Annotated in this window: 15 protein-coding genes; 6 read left to right on the top strand and 9 right to left on the bottom strand. The window is 65.4% G+C overall.

Annotated elements, in window-relative coordinates; genetic code table 11:
• Positions 1 to 5 precede the first annotated feature (5 nt).
• The 5 genes from CXY74_RS04470 to CXY74_RS04450 form a co-directional block, all read right to left on the bottom strand.
• Positions 6 to 1,286, bottom strand: coding sequence for a glycosyltransferase family 87 protein (locus CXY74_RS04470; RefSeq protein ID WP_199183141.1), 1,281 nt, complete (start codon positions 1,284 to 1,286; stop codon positions 6 to 8).
• Positions 1,287 to 1,324: 38 nt separating this feature from the next.
• Positions 1,325 to 2,200 (bottom strand): ADP/ATP-dependent (S)-NAD(P)H-hydrate dehydratase, encoded by an 876-nt coding sequence (locus tag CXY74_RS04465; RefSeq protein ID WP_104199318.1) that lies wholly within the window; start codon positions 2,198 to 2,200, stop codon positions 1,325 to 1,327.
• Between the two features lie 86 nt (positions 2,201 to 2,286).
• Positions 2,287 to 3,363: a hemolysin family protein gene (locus CXY74_RS04460; protein ID WP_104199317.1), complete on the bottom strand. Its 1,077-nt coding sequence runs from the start codon at positions 3,361 to 3,363 to the stop codon at positions 2,287 to 2,289.
• A complete protein-coding gene (locus CXY74_RS04455; RefSeq protein ID WP_104199416.1) occupies positions 3,360 to 4,697 on the bottom strand; it encodes a hemolysin family protein in 1,338 nt (445 codons plus the stop codon). The genes CXY74_RS04460 and CXY74_RS04455 overlap by 4 nt, the downstream gene beginning before the upstream one ends.
• Positions 4,698 to 4,861: 164 nt before the next feature.
• Complete coding sequence (locus CXY74_RS04450; protein ID WP_104199316.1) at positions 4,862 to 6,301, bottom strand: GuaB1 family IMP dehydrogenase-related protein; 1,440 nt, start codon at positions 6,299 to 6,301, stop codon at positions 4,862 to 4,864.
• 182 nt (positions 6,302 to 6,483) lie between these two features.
• Here CXY74_RS04450 and CXY74_RS04445 point away from each other — a divergent pair, with 182 nt between their 5' ends.
• The gene (locus CXY74_RS04445) at positions 6,484 to 10,290 is read left to right on the top strand and encodes a multifunctional oxoglutarate decarboxylase/oxoglutarate dehydrogenase thiamine pyrophosphate-binding subunit/dihydrolipoyllysine-residue succinyltransferase subunit (RefSeq protein WP_104199415.1); all 3,807 of its coding nucleotides are present in this window, start codon (positions 6,484 to 6,486) and stop codon (positions 10,288 to 10,290) included.
• A gap of 196 nt (positions 10,291 to 10,486) precedes the next feature.
• A complete protein-coding gene (locus CXY74_RS04440; RefSeq protein WP_104199315.1) occupies positions 10,487 to 11,299 on the top strand; it encodes a VOC family protein in 813 nt (270 codons plus the stop codon).
• On the opposite strand, the gene CXY74_RS04435 is transcribed toward CXY74_RS04440, so the two are convergent.
• Positions 11,268 to 11,510 carry a zf-HC2 domain-containing protein gene (locus CXY74_RS04435; protein WP_104126140.1) on the bottom strand — a complete coding sequence of 81 codons (243 nt, stop codon included), beginning with the start codon at positions 11,508 to 11,510 and terminating at the stop codon, positions 11,268 to 11,270. The two genes, CXY74_RS04440 and CXY74_RS04435, sit on opposite strands and share 32 nt — an antisense overlap.
• Complete coding sequence (locus CXY74_RS04430) at positions 11,507 to 12,187, bottom strand: sigma-70 family RNA polymerase sigma factor (protein WP_104199314.1); 681 nt, start codon at positions 12,185 to 12,187, stop codon at positions 11,507 to 11,509. Before CXY74_RS04430 ends, CXY74_RS04435 begins: the two co-directional genes overlap by 4 nt.
• 105 nt (positions 12,188 to 12,292) lie before the next feature.
• On the opposite strand from CXY74_RS04430, the gene aroA reads away from it, so the two are divergent.
• From aroA to bcp, 3 genes are read left to right on the top strand one after another with little or no spacing between them, the layout of a single operon-like run.
• The gene (aroA, locus tag CXY74_RS04425; protein WP_104199313.1) at positions 12,293 to 13,654 is read left to right on the top strand and encodes a 3-phosphoshikimate 1-carboxyvinyltransferase; all 1,362 of its coding nucleotides are present in this window, start codon (positions 12,293 to 12,295) and stop codon (positions 13,652 to 13,654) included.
• Entirely contained in the window at positions 13,655 to 14,842 is a 1,188-nt protein-coding gene (gene rsgA, locus CXY74_RS04420; RefSeq protein ID WP_104199312.1) for a ribosome small subunit-dependent GTPase A, read from the top strand.
• An 18-nt stretch (positions 14,843 to 14,860) separates the two neighbouring features.
• Positions 14,861 to 15,340, top strand: a complete 480-nt coding sequence (bcp, locus tag CXY74_RS04415) for a thioredoxin-dependent thiol peroxidase (RefSeq protein WP_104199311.1) — start codon at positions 14,861 to 14,863, stop codon at positions 15,338 to 15,340.
• 41 nt (positions 15,341 to 15,381) lie between these two features.
• Here bcp and CXY74_RS04410 read toward each other — a convergent pair whose 3' ends face one another.
• Positions 15,382 to 15,831 (bottom strand): hypothetical protein, encoded by a 450-nt coding sequence (locus tag CXY74_RS04410; RefSeq protein WP_233193215.1) that lies wholly within the window; start codon positions 15,829 to 15,831, stop codon positions 15,382 to 15,384.
• A 194-nt stretch (positions 15,832 to 16,025) separates the two neighbouring features.
• Between CXY74_RS04410 and CXY74_RS04405 the strand changes: the two genes are divergently transcribed.
• A complete protein-coding gene (locus CXY74_RS04405; RefSeq protein WP_035837005.1) occupies positions 16,026 to 16,274 on the top strand; it encodes a WhiB family transcriptional regulator in 249 nt (82 codons plus the stop codon).
• Between the two features lie 201 nt (positions 16,275 to 16,475).
• Here CXY74_RS04405 and CXY74_RS04400 read toward each other — a convergent pair whose 3' ends face one another.
• Entirely contained in the window at positions 16,476 to 17,969 is a 1,494-nt protein-coding gene (locus CXY74_RS04400; protein WP_104199310.1) for a sensor histidine kinase, read from the bottom strand.
• Positions 17,970 to 17,985 lie beyond the last annotated feature (16 nt).

Below are 17,985 nucleotides of genomic sequence, written 5' to 3'. Positions count from 1 at the left end.
GCTCCCTAGAGGTGGTTGTTGGTGAAATTTTGGTTTCGATCAGCGGATGAGGGTTCGCCCCGCGCTGGTGTGAGTCGATACAGCGCCCACAGGGCCCAGCCGAGCAACACGAACTCGAGCAGGTTGCGCACGGTCAGCACGAGCACCATGACCGGATTGGCCCTGAGTACCCCGTCATACAGATAGGGGTAGACGAGCTGGGTGAGCGCGGCGAGCGTCAGACCGAGCAGCGCCGGCGTTCGCCAGGTTCGCCCGTTCACCGCCAGTCCCAGAATGATCGGCGCGGCCAGCCAACTGATGAACTGCGGCGAACCGACCTTGTTGACCGCGATCAGCGTCGCCGTCAACGCGAGCGTCAGCGGCGGTAGCACCGCGAAAGTGCACGTTCCCCGGCGCTGGGCGCGGACGCCGAGCAGCAACACTGCGACGGCGGCCAGGGCCAACAACGGGGTCATCAGAGCGCTCACTGCGGTGGTGCCAGCGCCGGCGACCTGAAACGTGAGAATCTCGTGGTCGTAATAGATGAAACTACCCGGCACGCCCAGTGCGGTCTGCCAGAGCCAGGGCACTGCGACGGGCGATTCAATCTGGATCCCCCGGCCCGCTTGTTCGGCCACGAAACTCAGCACGTGAATGCCGCTGCCGCGGCTCAGGCTGAGCGCTCCAGCCGCGGCGACGACCGCAGCGGTGACGGCGGCGGCAACGCCGACCATGCGCCACCGTCGTTTCGACGCCACGAACAGGGCGGCGAGCGCGGCGACCGGCCAGATCTTGATCCAGGTCGCGATCGTGAGCAGTGCCGTGCCCCAGAATGGGCGGCGGCGCAGCCATAGCAGGGCGACGATGCACAGCGGCACCGTGATCGCGTCAATTCGGGCGAGCGCAATGGGGCCGAGCAGCGCCAGAAAAGCCAGCCACCACCAGGCCACCGCGCGGTGCGAGCGAACGAGTACGACAAAGGCCCCGGCGTTCAACGCGGTCACGACCGCGAACCAGGTGGCAAGGTAGGCCGTACCTCCGAAAGCGAACGCGCTGACAATCGGCACGAGGGCGAGCAACGGATAGACGAAATTCTCCGTGATCCCGACGATGCGACCCGCAAACGCATTCTCAGCCCAGCCGCGGTAGACCACCTCGACGTCGCCGAGCGAATACCCCGGCCCGAACATGGCCAGAAGGATCAACACTACGTGCACAATCACGAAGGCCGACCACAACACGGTGAGCGGATGCCGCAGCACCGGCCGCGTGTGAGCGGCGCTGCGGGTCTCGTCGTGAATTCGCACGCTTCACCTTGGCACAACCGGCCGCGTCGTGTCCTGTTCTACCGGGCCACACGCTGACCGGGGTCGATTCCGTGGTCGAGCAGAGCGGCGACAGCCCGCGGTACGGCATCCGCTATGTCGAGGGCCGCGATCGGGCCGCCGGCTGAGGCGAGAATCGCAGCTTCGGCGTGTAGCAGGGCTGCGGTGGCGGCGAGCGGGGCGAGGGAGGCAGAATCCGTTTCGAGCTGGTCGGAATGGGTCGCCAGGAGCGCGCCGAGGATGCCGCCGAGCACGTCGCCAGACCCGGCCGTCGCCAGCCAGGCCGGCCCGATCGACACGGTCAGGCGGGCGCCAGACGGCGAGGCGATGTGGGTGACGGCACCCTTGAGCAGCACCGTCACGTCGAACAGGTAGGCGGCCCGAATAGCCCATTCCCCCGGGTGCTCGGCAATCTGCGAGGCCGAGCCAGGCTTGGTCTCATTCGCGAGCATCGTGGCCAGTTCGCCCGCGTGCGGGGTGATCACCGTCGGTCCGATGGCCCGCGAGACCAGGTCCAGGGCGCCAGCGTCGACGACGGTGGGCAGGCCCTCGGCGAAGGCTGCCGCCAGGGCGGCCGTGACGGTATCCGTTCGTGTGGATGCATTCATGCCGGAGCCGAGCAGCCAGGCTTGCACCCGACCGGACATGGTGACTATTTCGGGCCGGCGCTGGAGTACGAGGTTTGCAGCGCGGCGCGGACCGAGGTAGCGCACCATACCGAGCCCGGTGCGCACGGCGGCGTCAACGCCGAGCACCGCTGCCCCCGGGTATTCCTTGGAACCGGTGCGCACGCCGAGCACGCCGCGCGAGTATTTGTCGTCACCGGCCTGGGGCCGCGAGATCCAGTCGCGGGCTTGTTCGGCCTCCCATTCGAGCCAGCCGCGCCGTTTCACCATGCCTCCACGATAGGTCGTTTTCGATCTGCGCGCGGATCCGCCTCCGCCTTTTCGAGTGCGCCCGTGCCCCAGGCCGGGATGGTGGTTTAGTCGCGGCGGGTAGCGTCTTGCACTTCGCCGACCAGCTCCTCGATGATGTCCTCCAGAAAGAGCACCCCGGTGGTCTCGCCCTCGGCGGTGAACGACCGCGCAAGGTGCGCTCCCGAACGACGCATGGTGGCGAGGGCATCTTCGAGGTCGGTGTCTTCGAAGATCGAAATCAAGGTACGGATGCGCTTGGCGGGGATCGCTCCCGCGTAGCTGTCGGGCTCAGCCAGCGTTGCGGCACCGGCCGAGGCCGACGGCACGTCGAGGTCGAGCACGTCTTTCAGGTGCACGTAGCCGGTGAGGTAGCCTTCAGCATCGATGAGCACGTAGCGGGAGAAGCCGTGGCGGGTCACGGCTTTCTCGACGTCGGCCGGCGTGGCCGACTCCGGCAGGCTGACCAGCTTGCCGAGGCCGACGGCCACGTCGCGCACTTTGAGGTTGGTGAACTCGAACGCTGCGCTGAGCGCGCCGGTTCCGTCGCTGAGAACCCCCTCGCGGGTGGACTGGGTAACGATCGTCGCCACTTCGTCCAGGGTGTACGCGCTCGTCGCCTCGCTCTTGGGTTGCACCCCGAACAGGCGCAATACTCCGTTGGCGCAGGCGTTGAGGGTGACGATCAGCGGCTTGAAAACGCGGGCGACGAACACCAACGGCGGCGCGAGCAGCAGCACAGCGCGGTCCGGCACCGAAAATGACAGGTTCTTAGGAACCATCTCACCGAACACGACGTGCAGGTACGAAACCACGAGCAGCGCCACAATGAACGCGATCGTGCCGGTGTAGGCGTCCGGCAAGCCGGTCAGACCCAGCGGCACCTCGAGCAGATGGTGGATCGCCGGCTCTGAGACGTTCAGAATGAGCAGCGAGCACACTGTGATCCCCAGCTGGGACGTGGCGAGCATGAGCGTCGCGTGTTCCATCGCCCACAGCGCAGTTTTGGCGCTGCGCTTTCCGGCCTCGGCGAGCGGTTCGATCTGCGAGCGACGGGCCGAGATCACGGCGAATTCCGCTCCGACGAAGAACGCGTTGGCGGCAAGCAGTACGACCAACCAGGCAAGTCCGGCCCAGTCGCTCATTTGTCGCCCACATTCTTTCGATCGGACTTGGTCTCAACAGCCGATACGGGTTTGGGCACGGCCTCTGGAGTGAAGCGCAGCCGGTCGATCCGGCGCCCCTCCAGCCGCTCAACGGTGAGGAAGCCGCCGCGCAACGGTACCCGATCACCGATCACGGGCAGGCGGCCCAGCTCACTCATGACAAAACCGGCCACGGTCTCATAGGGGCCTTGCTCCGGCACGACGACGCTCGTGCGTTCCAGCAGTTCATCGGGCCGCAGCATGCCGGGAAAGGTCAGTGAGTCGGGAGAGCGCACGACGCCCGCGCGGGCCCGGTCGTGCTCGTCGGCCACCTCGCCGACCAATTCCTCGACCAGGTCCTCGAGGGTGACGACGCCGCCGGTTCCGCCGTACTCGTCGACGACAATGGCCATCTGGTAGCCGCGGGCGCGCAGCTCGCCGAGCAGGTCGTCGAGCTTCATGGTTTCGGGTACACGCACCGGGTCGGTCTGTAGGGCCGACACCGGAACATCCGCTCGGCGCGTGCGCGGCACAGCCACCGCCTGCTTGACGTGCACGATGCCCACGACGTCGTCGACGCTCTCGTCGAAGACGGGAAAGCGCGAATAACCGGTGGAACGAGTGAGGTCGATGACCGCCTGCGCCGAATCGGTGCGGTGGATGCTCGCCACGCGCGGACGCGGTGTCATAACGTCGGATGCCGTATGCCCGGAGAACAGCAGCGTGCGGTGCAGCAACGTGGCGGTATCTTTTTCAAGCAGTCCGGCGCTGGCCGAACGGCGCACGAGTGAGGAGAGTTCCTCGGCTGTGCGGGCGCCAGAAAGCTCTTCCTTCGGTTCGATGCCGACAGAGCGCAGCAGACCGTTGGCGCTGTTATTGAGCACCAGCACCGCCGGTTTGAAAACGGTCGTGAACACGGTCTGGAACGGAAGCACCAGGCGTGCGGTCTGAATGGGCAGGGCCAGCGCGAAGTTCTTCGGCACCAGCTCACCGATGACCATCGACACGAGGGTCGCCGTCAAGATGGCGATCGTGGCGCCGAACACCGGCACAAGATCGACGGGCAGGCCGATCGAGGTGAGCGGGCCGCGCAGCAGTGACGACAGGGCCGGTTCGATTGTGTAGCCGGTGAGCAGGGTGGTCAAGGTGATACCCAGCTGCGCGCTCGACAGGTGCGTCGAGGTGATTTTCAGAGCGGAGATGGTCAGGGCGAGGCGGGTCTCCCCGCGATCGCGGCGCGCTTCGAGGTCGGCGCGGTCGAGATTCACCAGGGCGAACTCACTGGCAACGAAAAGGCCCGTTCCGACGGTGAGGATGAGGCCGACTCCGAGCATGACCAGCTCAGACAAGGATCTCACCGCCAGCGACTACGGGCGAGGGTTTGTGGGACGAGGGTTCAGCGGTGGGAGGGTCATCCATTATTCAGATGAGTATACCGGAGCACCTGCCCGCGCGCCCGGCAGCCAGCGGATACTGCACCCGCGAAAGACCGCCAGCACTACCAGGACACCGGCAGCGCCTTACCCTCCTCGTAGCCGGCGGCCGATTGAATACCCACGAGCGCTTTCTCGTGAAAGTCCGCGACAGTGGTGGCGCCGGCGTAGGTGAATGAGGAGCGCACCCCCGAGGTGATCATGTCGAGCAGGTCTTCGATCGACGGGCGCAGCGGATCGAGGTAGATTTTCGAGCTCGAGATTCCCTCGGCGAACAGGGTCTTGCGGGCGAGGTCGTAGGCGTCGAGGCGCTCGAACCGCGCCTGAACGGCCTTGGTCGACGCCATTCCCCAGCTTTCCTTGTAGACCGCGCCGCTGGCATCCACATTCAGCGTGCCGGGCGCTTCGGTGGTTCCAGCGAACCAGGAACCGATCATGACGGATGCCGCTCCAGCGGCCAGCGCCAGGGCCACGTCGCGCGGGTAGCGCACCCCGCCGTCTGCCCAGACGTGAGCGCCGAGCTCACGCGCGGCGGTGGCCGTTTCGAGCACGGCCGAGAACTGGGGCCGGCCGACGGCGGTCATCATGCGGGTGGTGCACATCGCCCCGGGACCCACTCCGACCTTCACGATGGTCGCGCCAGCGCCGACCAGATCACGCACGGCGTCCTGAGTCACGACGTTGCCGGCCACGATCGGCAGCCCGAGGTTCAGGTCGGCGACGATGCCGATCGCTCTCAACATGCCATCCTGATGGCCGTGCGCGGTGTCGATCACCAGAATGTCTACGCCGGCGGCGGCAAGCGCGCGAGCCTTCGCCGCAACGTCACCGTTGATACCGATCGCCGCTGCGACCTTGAGCCGTCCGTGTGCGTCGAGTGCGGGCTGGTAGAGCGTGGAGCGCAGGGCGCTCTTGCGACTGAGGGTTCCGATCACGACGCCATGGTGCAGTACCGGAGCGAAGTCGATGTCGGCCTCGGTCATCAGGTCGAAAGCGCGGCGCGGTCCGTCCACGTCATCGGCGTCGATCGCGGTCAGTTCACCGTGCAGCAGGTCACCCAGGCGAGCGTCGGGCAGGGCTGTCGCCAGCCGGCTGGCGACGATGCAGCCGAGGTAGTCACCATCAGCGGAATGGATCACAATTCCCTGTCCGGGAACGGCCGGAACTTGCCGACGGGCGAGCTCGACGGTGTCGTCGGGGGCGAATACGAACGGCGTGTCGAAACGAACCGACTGGTCTTTCACCCAACGGATGGCCGCATCCAAATCTTGCAGGTGCATGTCCTGCGGCAGCACCCCGAGCCCGCCACGTCGGGCGAGCGAGGCCGCCAGGCGTGGCCCAGTGACCGAGTTCATGTTCGCCGACACGATGGGTATCGTGGCGCCAGTGCCGTCACTCGGGGCCAGCGAGACATCTAAACGGCTGGTGACGGTCGATTGGCCGGGCACCAGGAACACGTCGGAGTAGGTCAAATCGTGACTGGGTGTCGTTCCATAGAACTGCATACCAAGAACGCTAGCCGCTCAGAGGAGTGTTTATGGCGGCGCGGGATGGGATTAGGCTAGACGGGCAGACTGACCTGGCGGTCAAGATCGTCAGCGACAGGCTCAATGAAAGCGCAGATTGACCCGGCGATTGAACCCGCCGAGGGCATCCAAATTCAAAGCAGAGAGTGGGCGATCCCACGGTGTCAGGCCAGGTAACCGGTGGAGCTTCCGACGAGACAACGTCGGGCGAATTCGGAGCAAATGAGTGGCTCGTTGACGAATTGTACGAACGCTACTTGATCGACAAGAAGTTAGTGGATGAATCGTGGTGGCCGGTGCTCGAGAGCTACCACCAGACCGCGAACACCCCGGCATCCGCCTCTGCGGCACCGCAGGCCACCGCTCCGGCAGCTCCGGCAACTCCGGCGCCAGCCGTAACGGCGCCAGCAGCAGCTCCGGTCGTGGCCGCCGCGCCGGTCGCGCAGACCGCTCCCGGAGCCCCGGCTCCGGCTCCGGTGACCGAGAACCAGCCGACGGCACGCACCACCTCGAGTGCGCCCAAACCGGCCCCCGTTCCCGCTGACGCCCCCGTAACGAGCCCGCAGGCCATCATCGTCGATGCCTCCGAGCCGGTCAAACAAGATCAGGTCTCGCCGCTGCGCGGCATGGCGAAGTCACTCGCGACCAACATGGTCACCAGCCTGACCGTGCCGACGGCTACCAGCGTGCGCACCATTCCGGCCAAGCTGCTCATCGACAACCGCATCGTCATGAACAACCACATGAAGCGGGCTCGTGGTGGCAAGGTCTCCTTCACCCACCTGATCGGTTGGGCGCTCATTCGCGCGCTCAAGATGTTCCCCAGCCAGAACGTCTACTACGACGAGGTCGACGGCAAGCCTTCGGTCGTCGCTCCCGCCCACGTCGGCATGGGACTGGCCATCGACATGCCCAAGCCCGACGGCACCCGCGCCCTGCTCGTCCCGGCGATCAAGCGTGCCGACACGATGACCTTCGGCGAGTACCTCGCCGCCTACGAAGACCTGGTCACGCGTGCACGTAAGAACAAGCTCACCGCCGATGACTTCGCCGGAGCGACCCTGTCGCTGACCAACCCCGGCGGCATCGGCACGGTTCACTCGGTGCCCCGCCTCATGAAGGGCCAGGGCTGCATCATCGGCGCCGGCGCCCTCGACTACCCGGCCGAATTCCAGGGTTCGAGCGTCAAGACCCTCACCGGCCTGGCCATCTCCAAGACCATCACCCTCACCAGCACCTACGACCACCGGGTTATCCAGGGCGCCGGTTCGGGCGAGTTCCTCAAGATTGTGCATGAGCTTCTGATCGGCCAGCACAACTTCTACGAAGAAATCTTCTCAGCGCTGCGCATTCCATACGACCCGATCCACTGGGCACCGGACATTAGCGTCGACCTCACGAGCGCCGTCGACAAGACCGCACGCGTGCAGGAACTGATCAACTCGTTCCGCGTGCGCGGCCACCTGATGGCCGACATCGACCCGCTGGAGTACTCGCAGCGCAGTCACCCCGACCTCGATATCGCCACCCACGGGCTTACCTTCTGGGACCTCGACCGTTCCTTCGTGACCGGCGGTTTCGGTTCGCAGCGCCAAATGCTGCTGCGCGACATTTTGGGAGTCCTGCGCGACTCGTACTGCCGCACCACCGGCATCGAGTACATGCACATTCAAGACCCAGCCCAACGCAAGTGGGTGCAGGAAAAAATAGAGAAGTCGTATGTCAAGCCCACGCACCACGAGCAGATGCGAATTCTGGCCAAGCTCAACGAGGCCGAGGCTTTCGAAACGTTCCTGCAGACCAAGTACGTCGGCCAGAAACGCTTCAGCCTCGAGGGCGGCGAGTGCACCATTCCGCTGCTCGACACTATTCTGCAGGGCGCTGCCGAGCAGGGCCTCGACGAGGTCGCGATCGGCATGGCTCACCGCGGCCGCCTGAACGTGCTCACCAACATTGCCGGCAAGACCTATGGCGAAATCTTCCGCGAGTTCGAGGGAACGCAAGACCCGCGCACCGTGCACGGTTCCGGGGACGTGAAGTATCACCTCGGCACCATGGGCTTGTTCCGCGGTGAGGACGGCGCCGAGATTCCGGTCTCGCTGGCCGCCAACCCGTCGCACCTCGAGGCCGGCGACGGCGTGCTCGAGGGCATCGTGCGGGCCAAGCAGGACCGCAAGCCGATCGGCACCTTCTCCACCCTGCCCATCCTCATTCACGGTGACGCCGCGATGGCCGGCCAGGGCGTTGTGCTCGAAACCCTGCAGATGTCCCAGCTGCGCGGCTACCGCACCGGCGGCACCGTGCACATCGTGGTCAACAACCAGCTCGGTTTCACGACCCTGCCGCAGGATGCCCGCACCAGCGTCTACGCCACCGACGTCGCCAAGACCATTCAGGCGCCTATCTTCCACGTCAACGGGGACGACCCCGAGGCGGTGGTGCGTGCTGGCGAGCTCGCGTTCGCCTACCGCCAGGAGTTCAAGAAGGATGTCGTCGTCGACCTCATCTGCTACCGCCGTCGTGGACACAACGAGGGCGACGACCCCTCGATGACCCAGCCGCTGATGTACAACCTGGTCGAGGCCAAGCGCAGCGTGCGCAAGCTCTATACCGAGGCGCTCGTCGGCCGTGGCGATATCACCGTGGAGGAATACGAAGCAGCCCACCGCGACTTCCAGGATCGCCTCGAACGTGCATTCCTGGAAACGCACGCCGCGCAGACCGCGTCGATTCCGATCATCACCCCGGAGATGGCCGCCACCGCGAAGGCCGAAGCTGAGGCACAGGAACGCGAGGACGCCGCTGGCGAGCCAGAGACGACCGGCGTTCCCGAAAGTGTCATCCAGCTCATCGGTGACGCGTTCAACAACAAGCCGGTCGGTTTCACGGTGCACAATAAGCTGCAGCAGCTGTTGCAGAAGCGTCTCGACATGAGCCGCAACGGCAACATCGACTGGAGCTTCGGCGAGTTGCTCGCGCTGGGTTCGCTGCTGGTCGAGGGCACCCCGGTGCGTTTCGCCGGACAGGATAGCCGCCGCGGCACGTTCGTGCAGCGTCACGCCGTTCTGCACGACCGGGTGAACGGCCAGGAATGGCTGCCACTGGCCAACCTGAAGGACAACCAGGCGCGGTTCTGGATCTACGACTCCCTGCTGAGCGAATACGCCGCCATGGGCTTCGAGTACGGCTACTCGGTGGAACGCGCCGACGCTCTTGTGCTCTGGGAAGCCCAATTCGGTGACTTCGCCAATGGGGCGCAGACCATCATCGATCAGTTCGTCTCCTCGGCCGAGCAGAAGTGGGGGCAGCGGTCATCTGTTGTGTTGCTGCTGCCGCACGGCTACGAGGGCCAGGGGCCTGACCACTCGTCGGCTCGCATCGAACGGTTCCTGCAGCTGTGTGCCGAGGAGAACATGACCGTGGCACGCCCGTCGACGCCCGCGTCATACTTTCACCTGCTGCGTCGCCAGGCGTACATGCGTCCGCGTCGCCCGTTGATCGTGTTCACGCCCAAGTCGATGCTGCGGCTGCGCGGCGCGACGAGCGCCGTGGCCGAGCTGACCAGTGGCAAGTTCGAGGCGGTCATCGATGACGCCCGTATTGCCGACAAGAGCGCCGTCAAGCGCGTCTTGTTCATGGCCGGGAAGATCTACTACGACCTGCTGAACGAGCTCGAGAAGAACCCGAACCCGGCGATCGCCCTCGTGCGCGTTGAGCAGTACTACCCGCTGCCCGCCGTGGAGCTGAAGGACGTAGCCGCCCAGTACCCCAACGCCGAGCTGGCTTGGGTGCAGGACGAGCCAGAGAACCAGGGTGCCTGGCCGTTCTTCTACCTGGAGACCAGCAAGCTCGGCCCGCGCGCCATGCTCTTGTTCTCCCGTCCGGCGTCGGCGTCCCCAGCGGCGGGATCGGCCAAGCGCCACGCAATCGAGCAGGCCAAACTGCAGCGCGACGCTTTGACCCTGTAAGGGTCACAGCGAGGCTCTAACAATGGGGGTGGCGAGAGTCACCCCCATTGGCGTGTCCGCGGCGACTGGATGCGTGGGCCGGCGGGGTTGTGCGAGCGGGCACGGGGCATCGGTTCGTTCCCGCCGTGGTGCCGATACCGGCGTGTTGCCAGAGTGCGCCGACGGTTCTAGGCTCAGGGCAACCCGAGGAGAGACCATGCCCGTTCGCACTGTGAACCAGCTCGGGGAGCCGTGCTGGATCGACCTGATGACAAGCGACCCGGCCCGGTCGATCAAGTTCTACACCGAACTGCTCGGCTGGCGAGCCGTCGACACCGGGTCGGGAAGCGGCCGCTATACGATGTTCTTCCACGGCGACGCCGCCATCGCTGGTCTCACTGCCCAGGAGCGCGGAAACCGTGACTTCTGGACCACCTATCTCGCGATCGATAGCGTCGACGAAACCGTGCGCGCCGCGAGGTCCGCGGGCGCTAGCGTGCTCGTGCTCCCGCAGACTGTCGGGGACCAGGGGCGGCTGGCTGTACTGACCGACCCGGCGGGAGCGGCCGTCGGTGTGTGGCAAGCCGACGGCCATCGAGGGTTTCACGTCGACAACGAGATCGGGACGCCGGTTTGGCACGAGCTGATCACCCGGGATTTCAACGCAACGATCGCCTTCTACGAGGAGGTGTTCGGCTGGACGCCGCTTCCGTTGAGCGACACCGCCGATTTTCGCTACAGCACCTTCGGCCACGACGAATCCATGACCGGAGGGGTGTACGACGCCGCTGCCATGCTGCCAGCCGGGGTGCCGGCATATTGGCAGGTGTACCTGGGCGTCGCCGATGTGTGGGCATCCGCGAAGAAGGTGAGTGAAATCGGTGGCAGAGTGCTGAGAGAACCGTGGGATTCCGACTTCGGAACCTTCGCTCAGGTAACGGATGCGACGGGCGCCGCGTTCCTGCTCGGGCAGGTCGAAGCGTCCTCGCAACCTCCGACTAGTGTGAGGCTTGCAGGGAGCGCAGCTTGAGCAAAACCTGGTCGCGCAGGTCTTCGGGCGCGGTCTCCTTACACGCGCGCTGCATGACCTCGGTCAGGGTGCGGCCAACAAGATGCTCGCTGCTGCAGTCGGGGCAACTGGCGAGATGCTCCCGAATGTCGGCCGCATCATTCTTGCGAAGTTCGTTGTGCAGGTATTCCTCGAGTTCGGCCTTGGCCTTCTCGCAACCACAATCGGTCATTTTTCTGTGCTCCTGGATGTTTTCTGGTCCTGCTCCATGCCCAGCCCGCGTTCGGCCGCGTAGCCGGCCAACAGCTCGCGCAGGAGTCGCCGGCCACGGTGCAGGCGACTCATTACGGTGCCGATGGGGGTCTTCATGATTTCGGCGATCTCCTGGTAGGAGAACCCTTCGACGTCGGCGAAGTACACGGCGAGTCTGAAGTCTTCGGGAATTGACTGCAGGGCGTCTTTGACGGCGCTGTCCGGCAGGTGGTCGATGGCCTCGGCCTCGGCCGAACGCCCCGACATGGCGGTGGTTGATTCGGCGCCGCCGAGCTGCCAGTCTTCCAACTCATCAATCGTGCCCTGGTACGGCTCGCGCTGCTTCTTGCGGTAGGCATTGATGAAGGTGTTGGTGAGAATGCGGTACAGCCACGCTTTGAGGTTGGTGCCCTGCTCGTACTGTGCGAAGGCGGCGAAAGCCTTCACGAAGGTTTCCTGCACGAGATCCTGCGCATCCGACGGGTTGCGTGTCATTCGCATGGCCGCCGCGTACAGCTGGTCGAGAAAAGGCAACGCCTGTTCCTCGAACAAGCCGCGGGTCTGCTCGCGCAGTTCCGCCTTGGTCGGGGAAAGTGTCGTGAATTCTGTGTCGCTGCTCGAAAGGTCTCCCGAGTTCGCGGGCGTGTCTGAAGTCATTACCCCTGATTCTAAGCCGTTACCCACGGCCAGGGCTCGCTCCAGCAGCATTGACACCGTCATGCATCTCCCTCAGATTGTTATCACCGACTATCCTGATAACCGATGCTGATCTCGAGATATTCCAAGCCGGAGTTCGATCCGTACGGCGATAATTCACCGACCGAGGAAAATGCCTGGTGGCCGGCGCCGAACACGGACGTGCCCCTGCAAGCTGTGCTGGCCCTGCCGGGCTCGAAGTCGTTGACCAACCGGGAGCTCGTCGCATCCGCTTTGGCCAGCGAACCGTCCCTGCTCCGGTCGCCGCTGCATTCCCGCGACAGCGATCTCATGGTCGCCGCGCTGCGCCAGCTGGGCACCACGATCGAGGCGGTGACCGGCGCGGGTGCGTTCGGCTCCGACCTGTTGGTGACCCCGCCCGAGGAACTGCTCGGTTCCACCACGATCGACTGCGGCCTGGCCGGAACCGTTATGCGTTTTCTGCCGCCGCTGGCTGCCCTCGCCCTCGGCCCGACGACGTTCGACGGCGATGTCGGTGCTCGCCGCCGCCCCATGGGTCCGATCATCGGTGCGCTGCGCGACCTCGGCGGCGATATCAACGACGATGGCAAGCGCGCCTTGCCCTTCACCGTTCACGGCCGCGGAGCGGTGACTGGCGGCGCCACGACCATCGACGCGGGCACGTCCAGCCAGTTCGTCTCCGGCCTGCTGCTGGCCGGCGCACGTTTCGAGCACGGACTACACCTCACACACTCCGGCGAACGACTGCCCAGCCTGCCGCACATCGAGATGACCATCGAGGTGCTGCGCGCTCGCGGAGTCATCGTGGCCACGCCGAACGTCGGCGAATGGATCATCGAACCCGGTCTCCTCGCGGGTCGTGCGGTCGATATCGAACCCGATCTTTCCAACGCCGCGCCGTTCCTCTGCGCCGCGCTCGTGGCCGGGGGCAGCGTCAGCATCACCGGCTGGCCACAGACGACCACTCAGGTAGGCGCCGACCTCGAGCAGCTCCTGCCGCTGTTCGGCGCGACCGTCACCCACGTGGGCGACCGCCTCACCGTAACCGGCGGCGAGCGCATTCTCGGTGTCAACCTGGACCTTTCGACCGGCGGCGAGCTCGCCTGCACCCTCGTCGCCCTCGCTGCCCTCGCCGAAACGCCGAGCACGATCACTGGAATCGGGCACATTCGCAACCACGAGACCGACCGTCTCGCTGCGCTGGCCACCGAGATCAACCGACTCGGAGGCCAGGTCACGGAGCTGCCCGACGGCCTGCAGATCGAGCCGGCCCCCCTGCACGGCGGCCAGTGGCTCAGTTACGACGACCACCGGATGGCCACGGCCGGAGCACTGATCGGCCTCGCCGTACCCGGCGTTGACGTGGAGAACATCGGCACGACCGCGAAAACCCTCCCCCAGTTTCCGCAGCTCTGGCATGCGATGATCACCGAAGCGGCGCTGTAGATGGCGGTGGCGGGCGATGCGACTTTGCCGGGCGATGGCGAGGATCGCGATCGGCTCAGCGCTCATGTCGTCGCCGACGCACCGTCCACGGACGACACCCAATACGCCGACCTCGCCGGTGATCCTGGCGACACCTGGTGGGCCTCTGCCGACGACGACGAGCCTGAGTTCGACGAGTCGAACGTGCACGTGCGTCCCGGCCGCAAGGGCAGTAAACCCCGCTCCAAAACCCGGCCGAGCCATGAGGACGCCCTGACCGGCCGCATCCTCTCGGTCGACCGCGGCCGTTATACGGTCATGCTCGATGAAAACCTGCCGACCGAGCGGCGCATCACAACCGCCAGGGCCAGTGAACTGCGCAAGAAGGCCGTCGTCAACGGTGACCGGGTCGACATCGTCGGCGACACGACCGGGGCGGAGGGCAGCCTGGCCCGTATCGTGCGCATCGTGCCGCGCGACACACTGCTGCGGCGAAGCGCCGACGACACGGACGCCGTCGAGCGTGTGATCGTGGCCAATGCCGACCAGATGCTGATCGTGGTCGCTGCGGCCAACCCGGAGCCACGCATCCGCTTGGTGGATCGGTACCTGGTCGCGGCCTACGACGCCGGTGTGAAGCCCATCCTGTGCATCACCAAGACCGACCTCGCCGACCCCGCCGTATTCCTGGCCAATTTCGCCGGCCTCGACCTGCCCGTGTTCCAAAGCGGCGAGGGCGGCATGCCGATCGAAGCGATCACGGCGGCACTGGTCGGTCACGACACCGTCTTCGTCGGGCACTCCGGAGTGGGCAAGTCCACGCTGGTGAACGCGCTCGTGCCGGGCACCAACCGGGCCATCGGCGTCGTCAACACCGTCACCGGGCGTGGCCGCCACACCTCGTCGTCGACCGTGTCGCTGCGCCTTCAAACGGATGCCGGCCGCGGCTGGGTCATCGACACTCCCGGTGTGCGATCCTTCGGCCTCGGGCACATCAACACCGACAACATTCTGAAGGCCTTCACCGATCTCGCGACGATCGCAGAGCGCTGCCCGCGCGGCTGCACGCACTTACCCGACTCGCCGGACTGCGTCATCATCGAGGCCGTCGAGGCTGATGAACTCGGCGAGACCGGCCGGGTGCGCCTGGACTCCCTGCAGCGCCTTCTCGCCACCTTTGCGCCCGCGCGCGGAGCCCGTGTCCCCTGACGCAGTTACGATGGACGGATGACGGATCTAGCGCGCCTTGCAGTCGGCGATACAGCCCCCCAGTTCACCCTGACTGATCAGGATGGGGCATCCGTTTCGCTGGCCGACTTTTCGGGCAGCAGGGTCGTCGTGTATTTTTACCCGGCCGCGATGAGCCCCGGCTGCACGACCCAGGCCTGCGACTTTCGCGACAACCTCGGCTCGCTCAAATCGGCCGGCTACCAGGTACTCGGACTGTCGAAAGATGCTCCGGCCAAACTGAAGAAGTTTCAAGAGCACGACGCCGTGAACTTTCCCTTGCTCAGCGACACCGACCTCGCTGTGCACCGTGCCTACGGCGCCTACGGCGAGAAGAATCTGTACGGCAAGATCGTGACCGGTGTGCTGCGGTCGACGCTCGTGCTCGATGAGGCCGGAATCATCACCCACGCCCTCTACAACGTCAAGGCCACCGGCCACGTCGCGAGCCTGCGTAAGAAGCTCGGTATCGACGCCTAGGTTCGCACTTGATCGGGTCTTCACGGCCCGCACAGCGCCGCTTAGTCGGCTTCGGGTTCGGGTTCGTGGCTGGTCGCAGCAACGACACGCGGAGTGAACACCAAAACGAGCACGATGATGGACGGCAGCAGCAGCGCCCAGCCGACGTCAGGCCGAGCGTAGATCCCCTGAAAACAACCGATCGCGATCATGACCTGCACGAGCTGCCACGTGAGGGCACCGCCGCGAATCCACGGACGCCGACGGAGAGCACCGACGGTAATCGCACTGACCCACACGGCAGCGACCACGATGAGGGCCAACAGGGCGAGCGCGGCTCCCACCGAGGTCGGGGTGGCAATGACCAGTTCGAGCACCCACCAGGCGCTGAAGAACCACAGGGCGAGCGCTTCCAGGGCGAGGAACGCGATCAGCACCCCCAACAGGGGGGCACGACGAAGAGCCCGGAGGTCGATCCAGGCTGGGCGCCCTGCACCAGAGCCGCTGTTCACAGCGAAAAACCATACGAAACTATTGATTTGATACCTCTATTATGGGACGATATTGAAGGCTTGGTTGACGCTCACAGGGACGTGGGCGATTTCAACGCGGTTATCGCGCAGATCCCACATTCCTGCAACCGGCCATCACCCCCTGCAACTCTGGCCAATCGGCCGTGCACCCATGTAACAAAAGGAGCATCCCTATGGACTGGCGCGATAAAGCTGCCTGCCTCACCGCCGACCCGGAACTTTTCTTCCCGGTCGGCAACACTGGACCCGCGGTGGACCAGATCGAGAAGGCAAAGTCGGTGTGCGCACGGTGCAACGTCACCGAGGTGTGCCTCCAGTACGCACTTGAAACCGGCCAGGACTCGGGAGTCTGGGGCGGTCTGAGCGAAGACGAACGCCGCGCGCTCAAGCGTCGCGCAGCACGCGCCCGCCGAGCTTCCTAGCGAGCCAGCACAACCACAGAACGCGAGCCCGCGGCCATCCGGTATCCCCGGCGGCCGTTGGCTCGTTTTTTTGTACCCGCCAGCGGACCTCGCGACCGCGCGAAACCGCACCCGCTCGACGGCCCACCTTATGGCCGCGGGCCAAGTCTATAAACTGGGCCCGCGCCTCGGGCCCAGGCCCCGTCCAAAAGGAAGCGGGGGCTAGCCTTCCTTCATGAAACGCAGGGGGATCTCGATCGTCACCTCGGTGCCGCTACCCATCATGGTGTGCCAGTCGATCGTGCCGCCGAGTTCACCCTGTATGAGTGTGCGTACAATCTGCGTGCCGAGGCCAGAGCCCACCTTGCCTTCCGGCAGGCCGACACCGGTGTCGCGGACCATGACGGTGAGTGTCTCGTCGCTGCGCTGCGCCTCGATCGACACTTCACCCTCACGCCCGGCGAGGCCGTGCTCGACCGCGTTGGTGACCAGCTCCGTCAGCACGAGCGCGAGCGGCGTCGCATAAGCGCTCGGCAAGGTACCGAAGCTGCCGAAGGATTTCGGGTGCACTGTCGTGTTGTGAGCGGATGCCACCTCTACCGTCAACAGCAACACCCGTTCGAAGACAGCGTCGAAGTCGACGATCTGGCTGAGCCCCTCCGACAGGGTGTCGTGCACAACAGCGATGGCGGCAACCCGCCGCATCGCCTGGGTCAGTGCCTCGCGCGCCCGGTCGGACTGGGTGCGCCTCGCCTGGATGCGCAGCAGGGAGGCCACGGTTTGCAGATTGTTCTTGACCCGATGGTGAATCTCCCGGATGGTCGCATCCTTGGTGATCAACTCACGTTCCTGGTGGCGCAACTCGCTGACGTCACGGGACAAGATGATCGCACCAACGCGTTCTCCGCGGTTGCGAATGGGAATCGCGCGTAGCGACACCGTCACCCCACGCGCCTCGATATCGGTGCGCCACGGCGCCCGCCCGGTGACGATCAGGGGCAGGGACTCGTCGACGACGGCAGTGCCGGTGAGCAGGCTCGTGGTGACCTCGGCGAGGGACTCCCCCTCGAGCTCTTCGGCGAAACCCATACGGTTGAATGCGGAAAGCGCATTCGGGCTGGCAAAGGTGGTCAGGCCGTCGACGTCAAGGCGTAGCAGGCCGTCCGAAGCGCGCGGCGCGCCGCGGCGCGGTCCGGTTGGGGCCCCGAGATCGGGAAAGTCGCCGGAGGCGATCATGGCGAAGAGGTCGTTCGCGCAGTCGTTGAAGGTCAACTCCTGACGACTCGGCGTGCGCGCCTCACTCAGGTTGGTGTGACGGGTGAGCACCGCCACCGGGACATTGGTCACCTCGGATCCGCTCGTGCTCAGTCGCCGCAATACCGGGATGGCCCGCACGCGGGTGGGAGTCTCCTCGAACCAGGCAGGGGCATCGCGGTCGACGATCTTCGCAGCCTCGAACGCTTCAGTGACCTGGTTGCGCCACTCCGCTTTGATGTGCTGGCCCACGAAGTCCCGATAGAACAGGGTGGCCGCGCTTGATGGGCGCGCGTGCGCTACCGCAACGAAACTGTCGGAGGTCGTCGGAACCCACACGACGATATCCGCGAATGCGAGGTCGGCCAGCAGCTGGCCGTCCGCGACCAGCATATGCAGCCAGTCCACGTCTTCCGCGCTGCTGCGGCCCTGGGCAAGTACGAGATCACTGAGCGTCGACACTCTCCATAGCCTAGGT

It is taken from the genome of Cryobacterium sp. Y29 (assembly GCF_002929825.1).
Classification (GTDB): domain Bacteria; phylum Actinomycetota; class Actinomycetes; order Actinomycetales; family Microbacteriaceae; genus Cryobacterium.
Note: the sequence above shows the minus strand (reverse complement) of the source record. Positions and strands in the feature narration are given on the sequence as shown.

Coding starts and splice junctions, on each gene's coding strand:
- CXY74_RS04465 (WP_104199318.1), bottom strand. CDS start 2,200: ATGGTGAAACGGCGCGGCTGGCTCGAATGGGAGGCCGAACAAGCCCGC.
- CXY74_RS04460 (WP_104199317.1), bottom strand. CDS start 3,363: ATGAGCGACTGGGCCGGACTTGCCTGGTTGGTCGTACTGCTTGCCGCC.
- CXY74_RS04455 (WP_104199416.1), bottom strand. CDS start 4,697: ATGCTCGGAGTCGGCCTCATCCTCACCGTCGGAACGGGCCTTTTCGTT.
- CXY74_RS04450 (WP_104199316.1), bottom strand. CDS start 6,301: ATGCAGTTCTATGGAACGACACCCAGTCACGATTTGACCTACTCCGAC.
- CXY74_RS04440 (WP_104199315.1), top strand. CDS start 10,487: ATGCCCGTTCGCACTGTGAACCAGCTCGGGGAGCCGTGCTGGATCGAC.
- CXY74_RS04435 (WP_104126140.1), bottom strand. CDS start 11,510: ATGACCGATTGTGGTTGCGAGAAGGCCAAGGCCGAACTCGAGGAATAC.
- CXY74_RS04430 (WP_104199314.1), bottom strand. CDS start 12,187: ATGACTTCAGACACGCCCGCGAACTCGGGAGACCTTTCGAGCAGCGAC.
- aroA (WP_104199313.1), top strand. CDS start 12,293: ATGCTGATCTCGAGATATTCCAAGCCGGAGTTCGATCCGTACGGCGAT.
- rsgA (WP_104199312.1), top strand. CDS start 13,655: ATGGCGGTGGCGGGCGATGCGACTTTGCCGGGCGATGGCGAGGATCGC.
- bcp (WP_104199311.1), top strand. CDS start 14,861: ATGACGGATCTAGCGCGCCTTGCAGTCGGCGATACAGCCCCCCAGTTC.
- CXY74_RS04405 (WP_035837005.1), top strand. CDS start 16,026: ATGGACTGGCGCGATAAAGCTGCCTGCCTCACCGCCGACCCGGAACTT.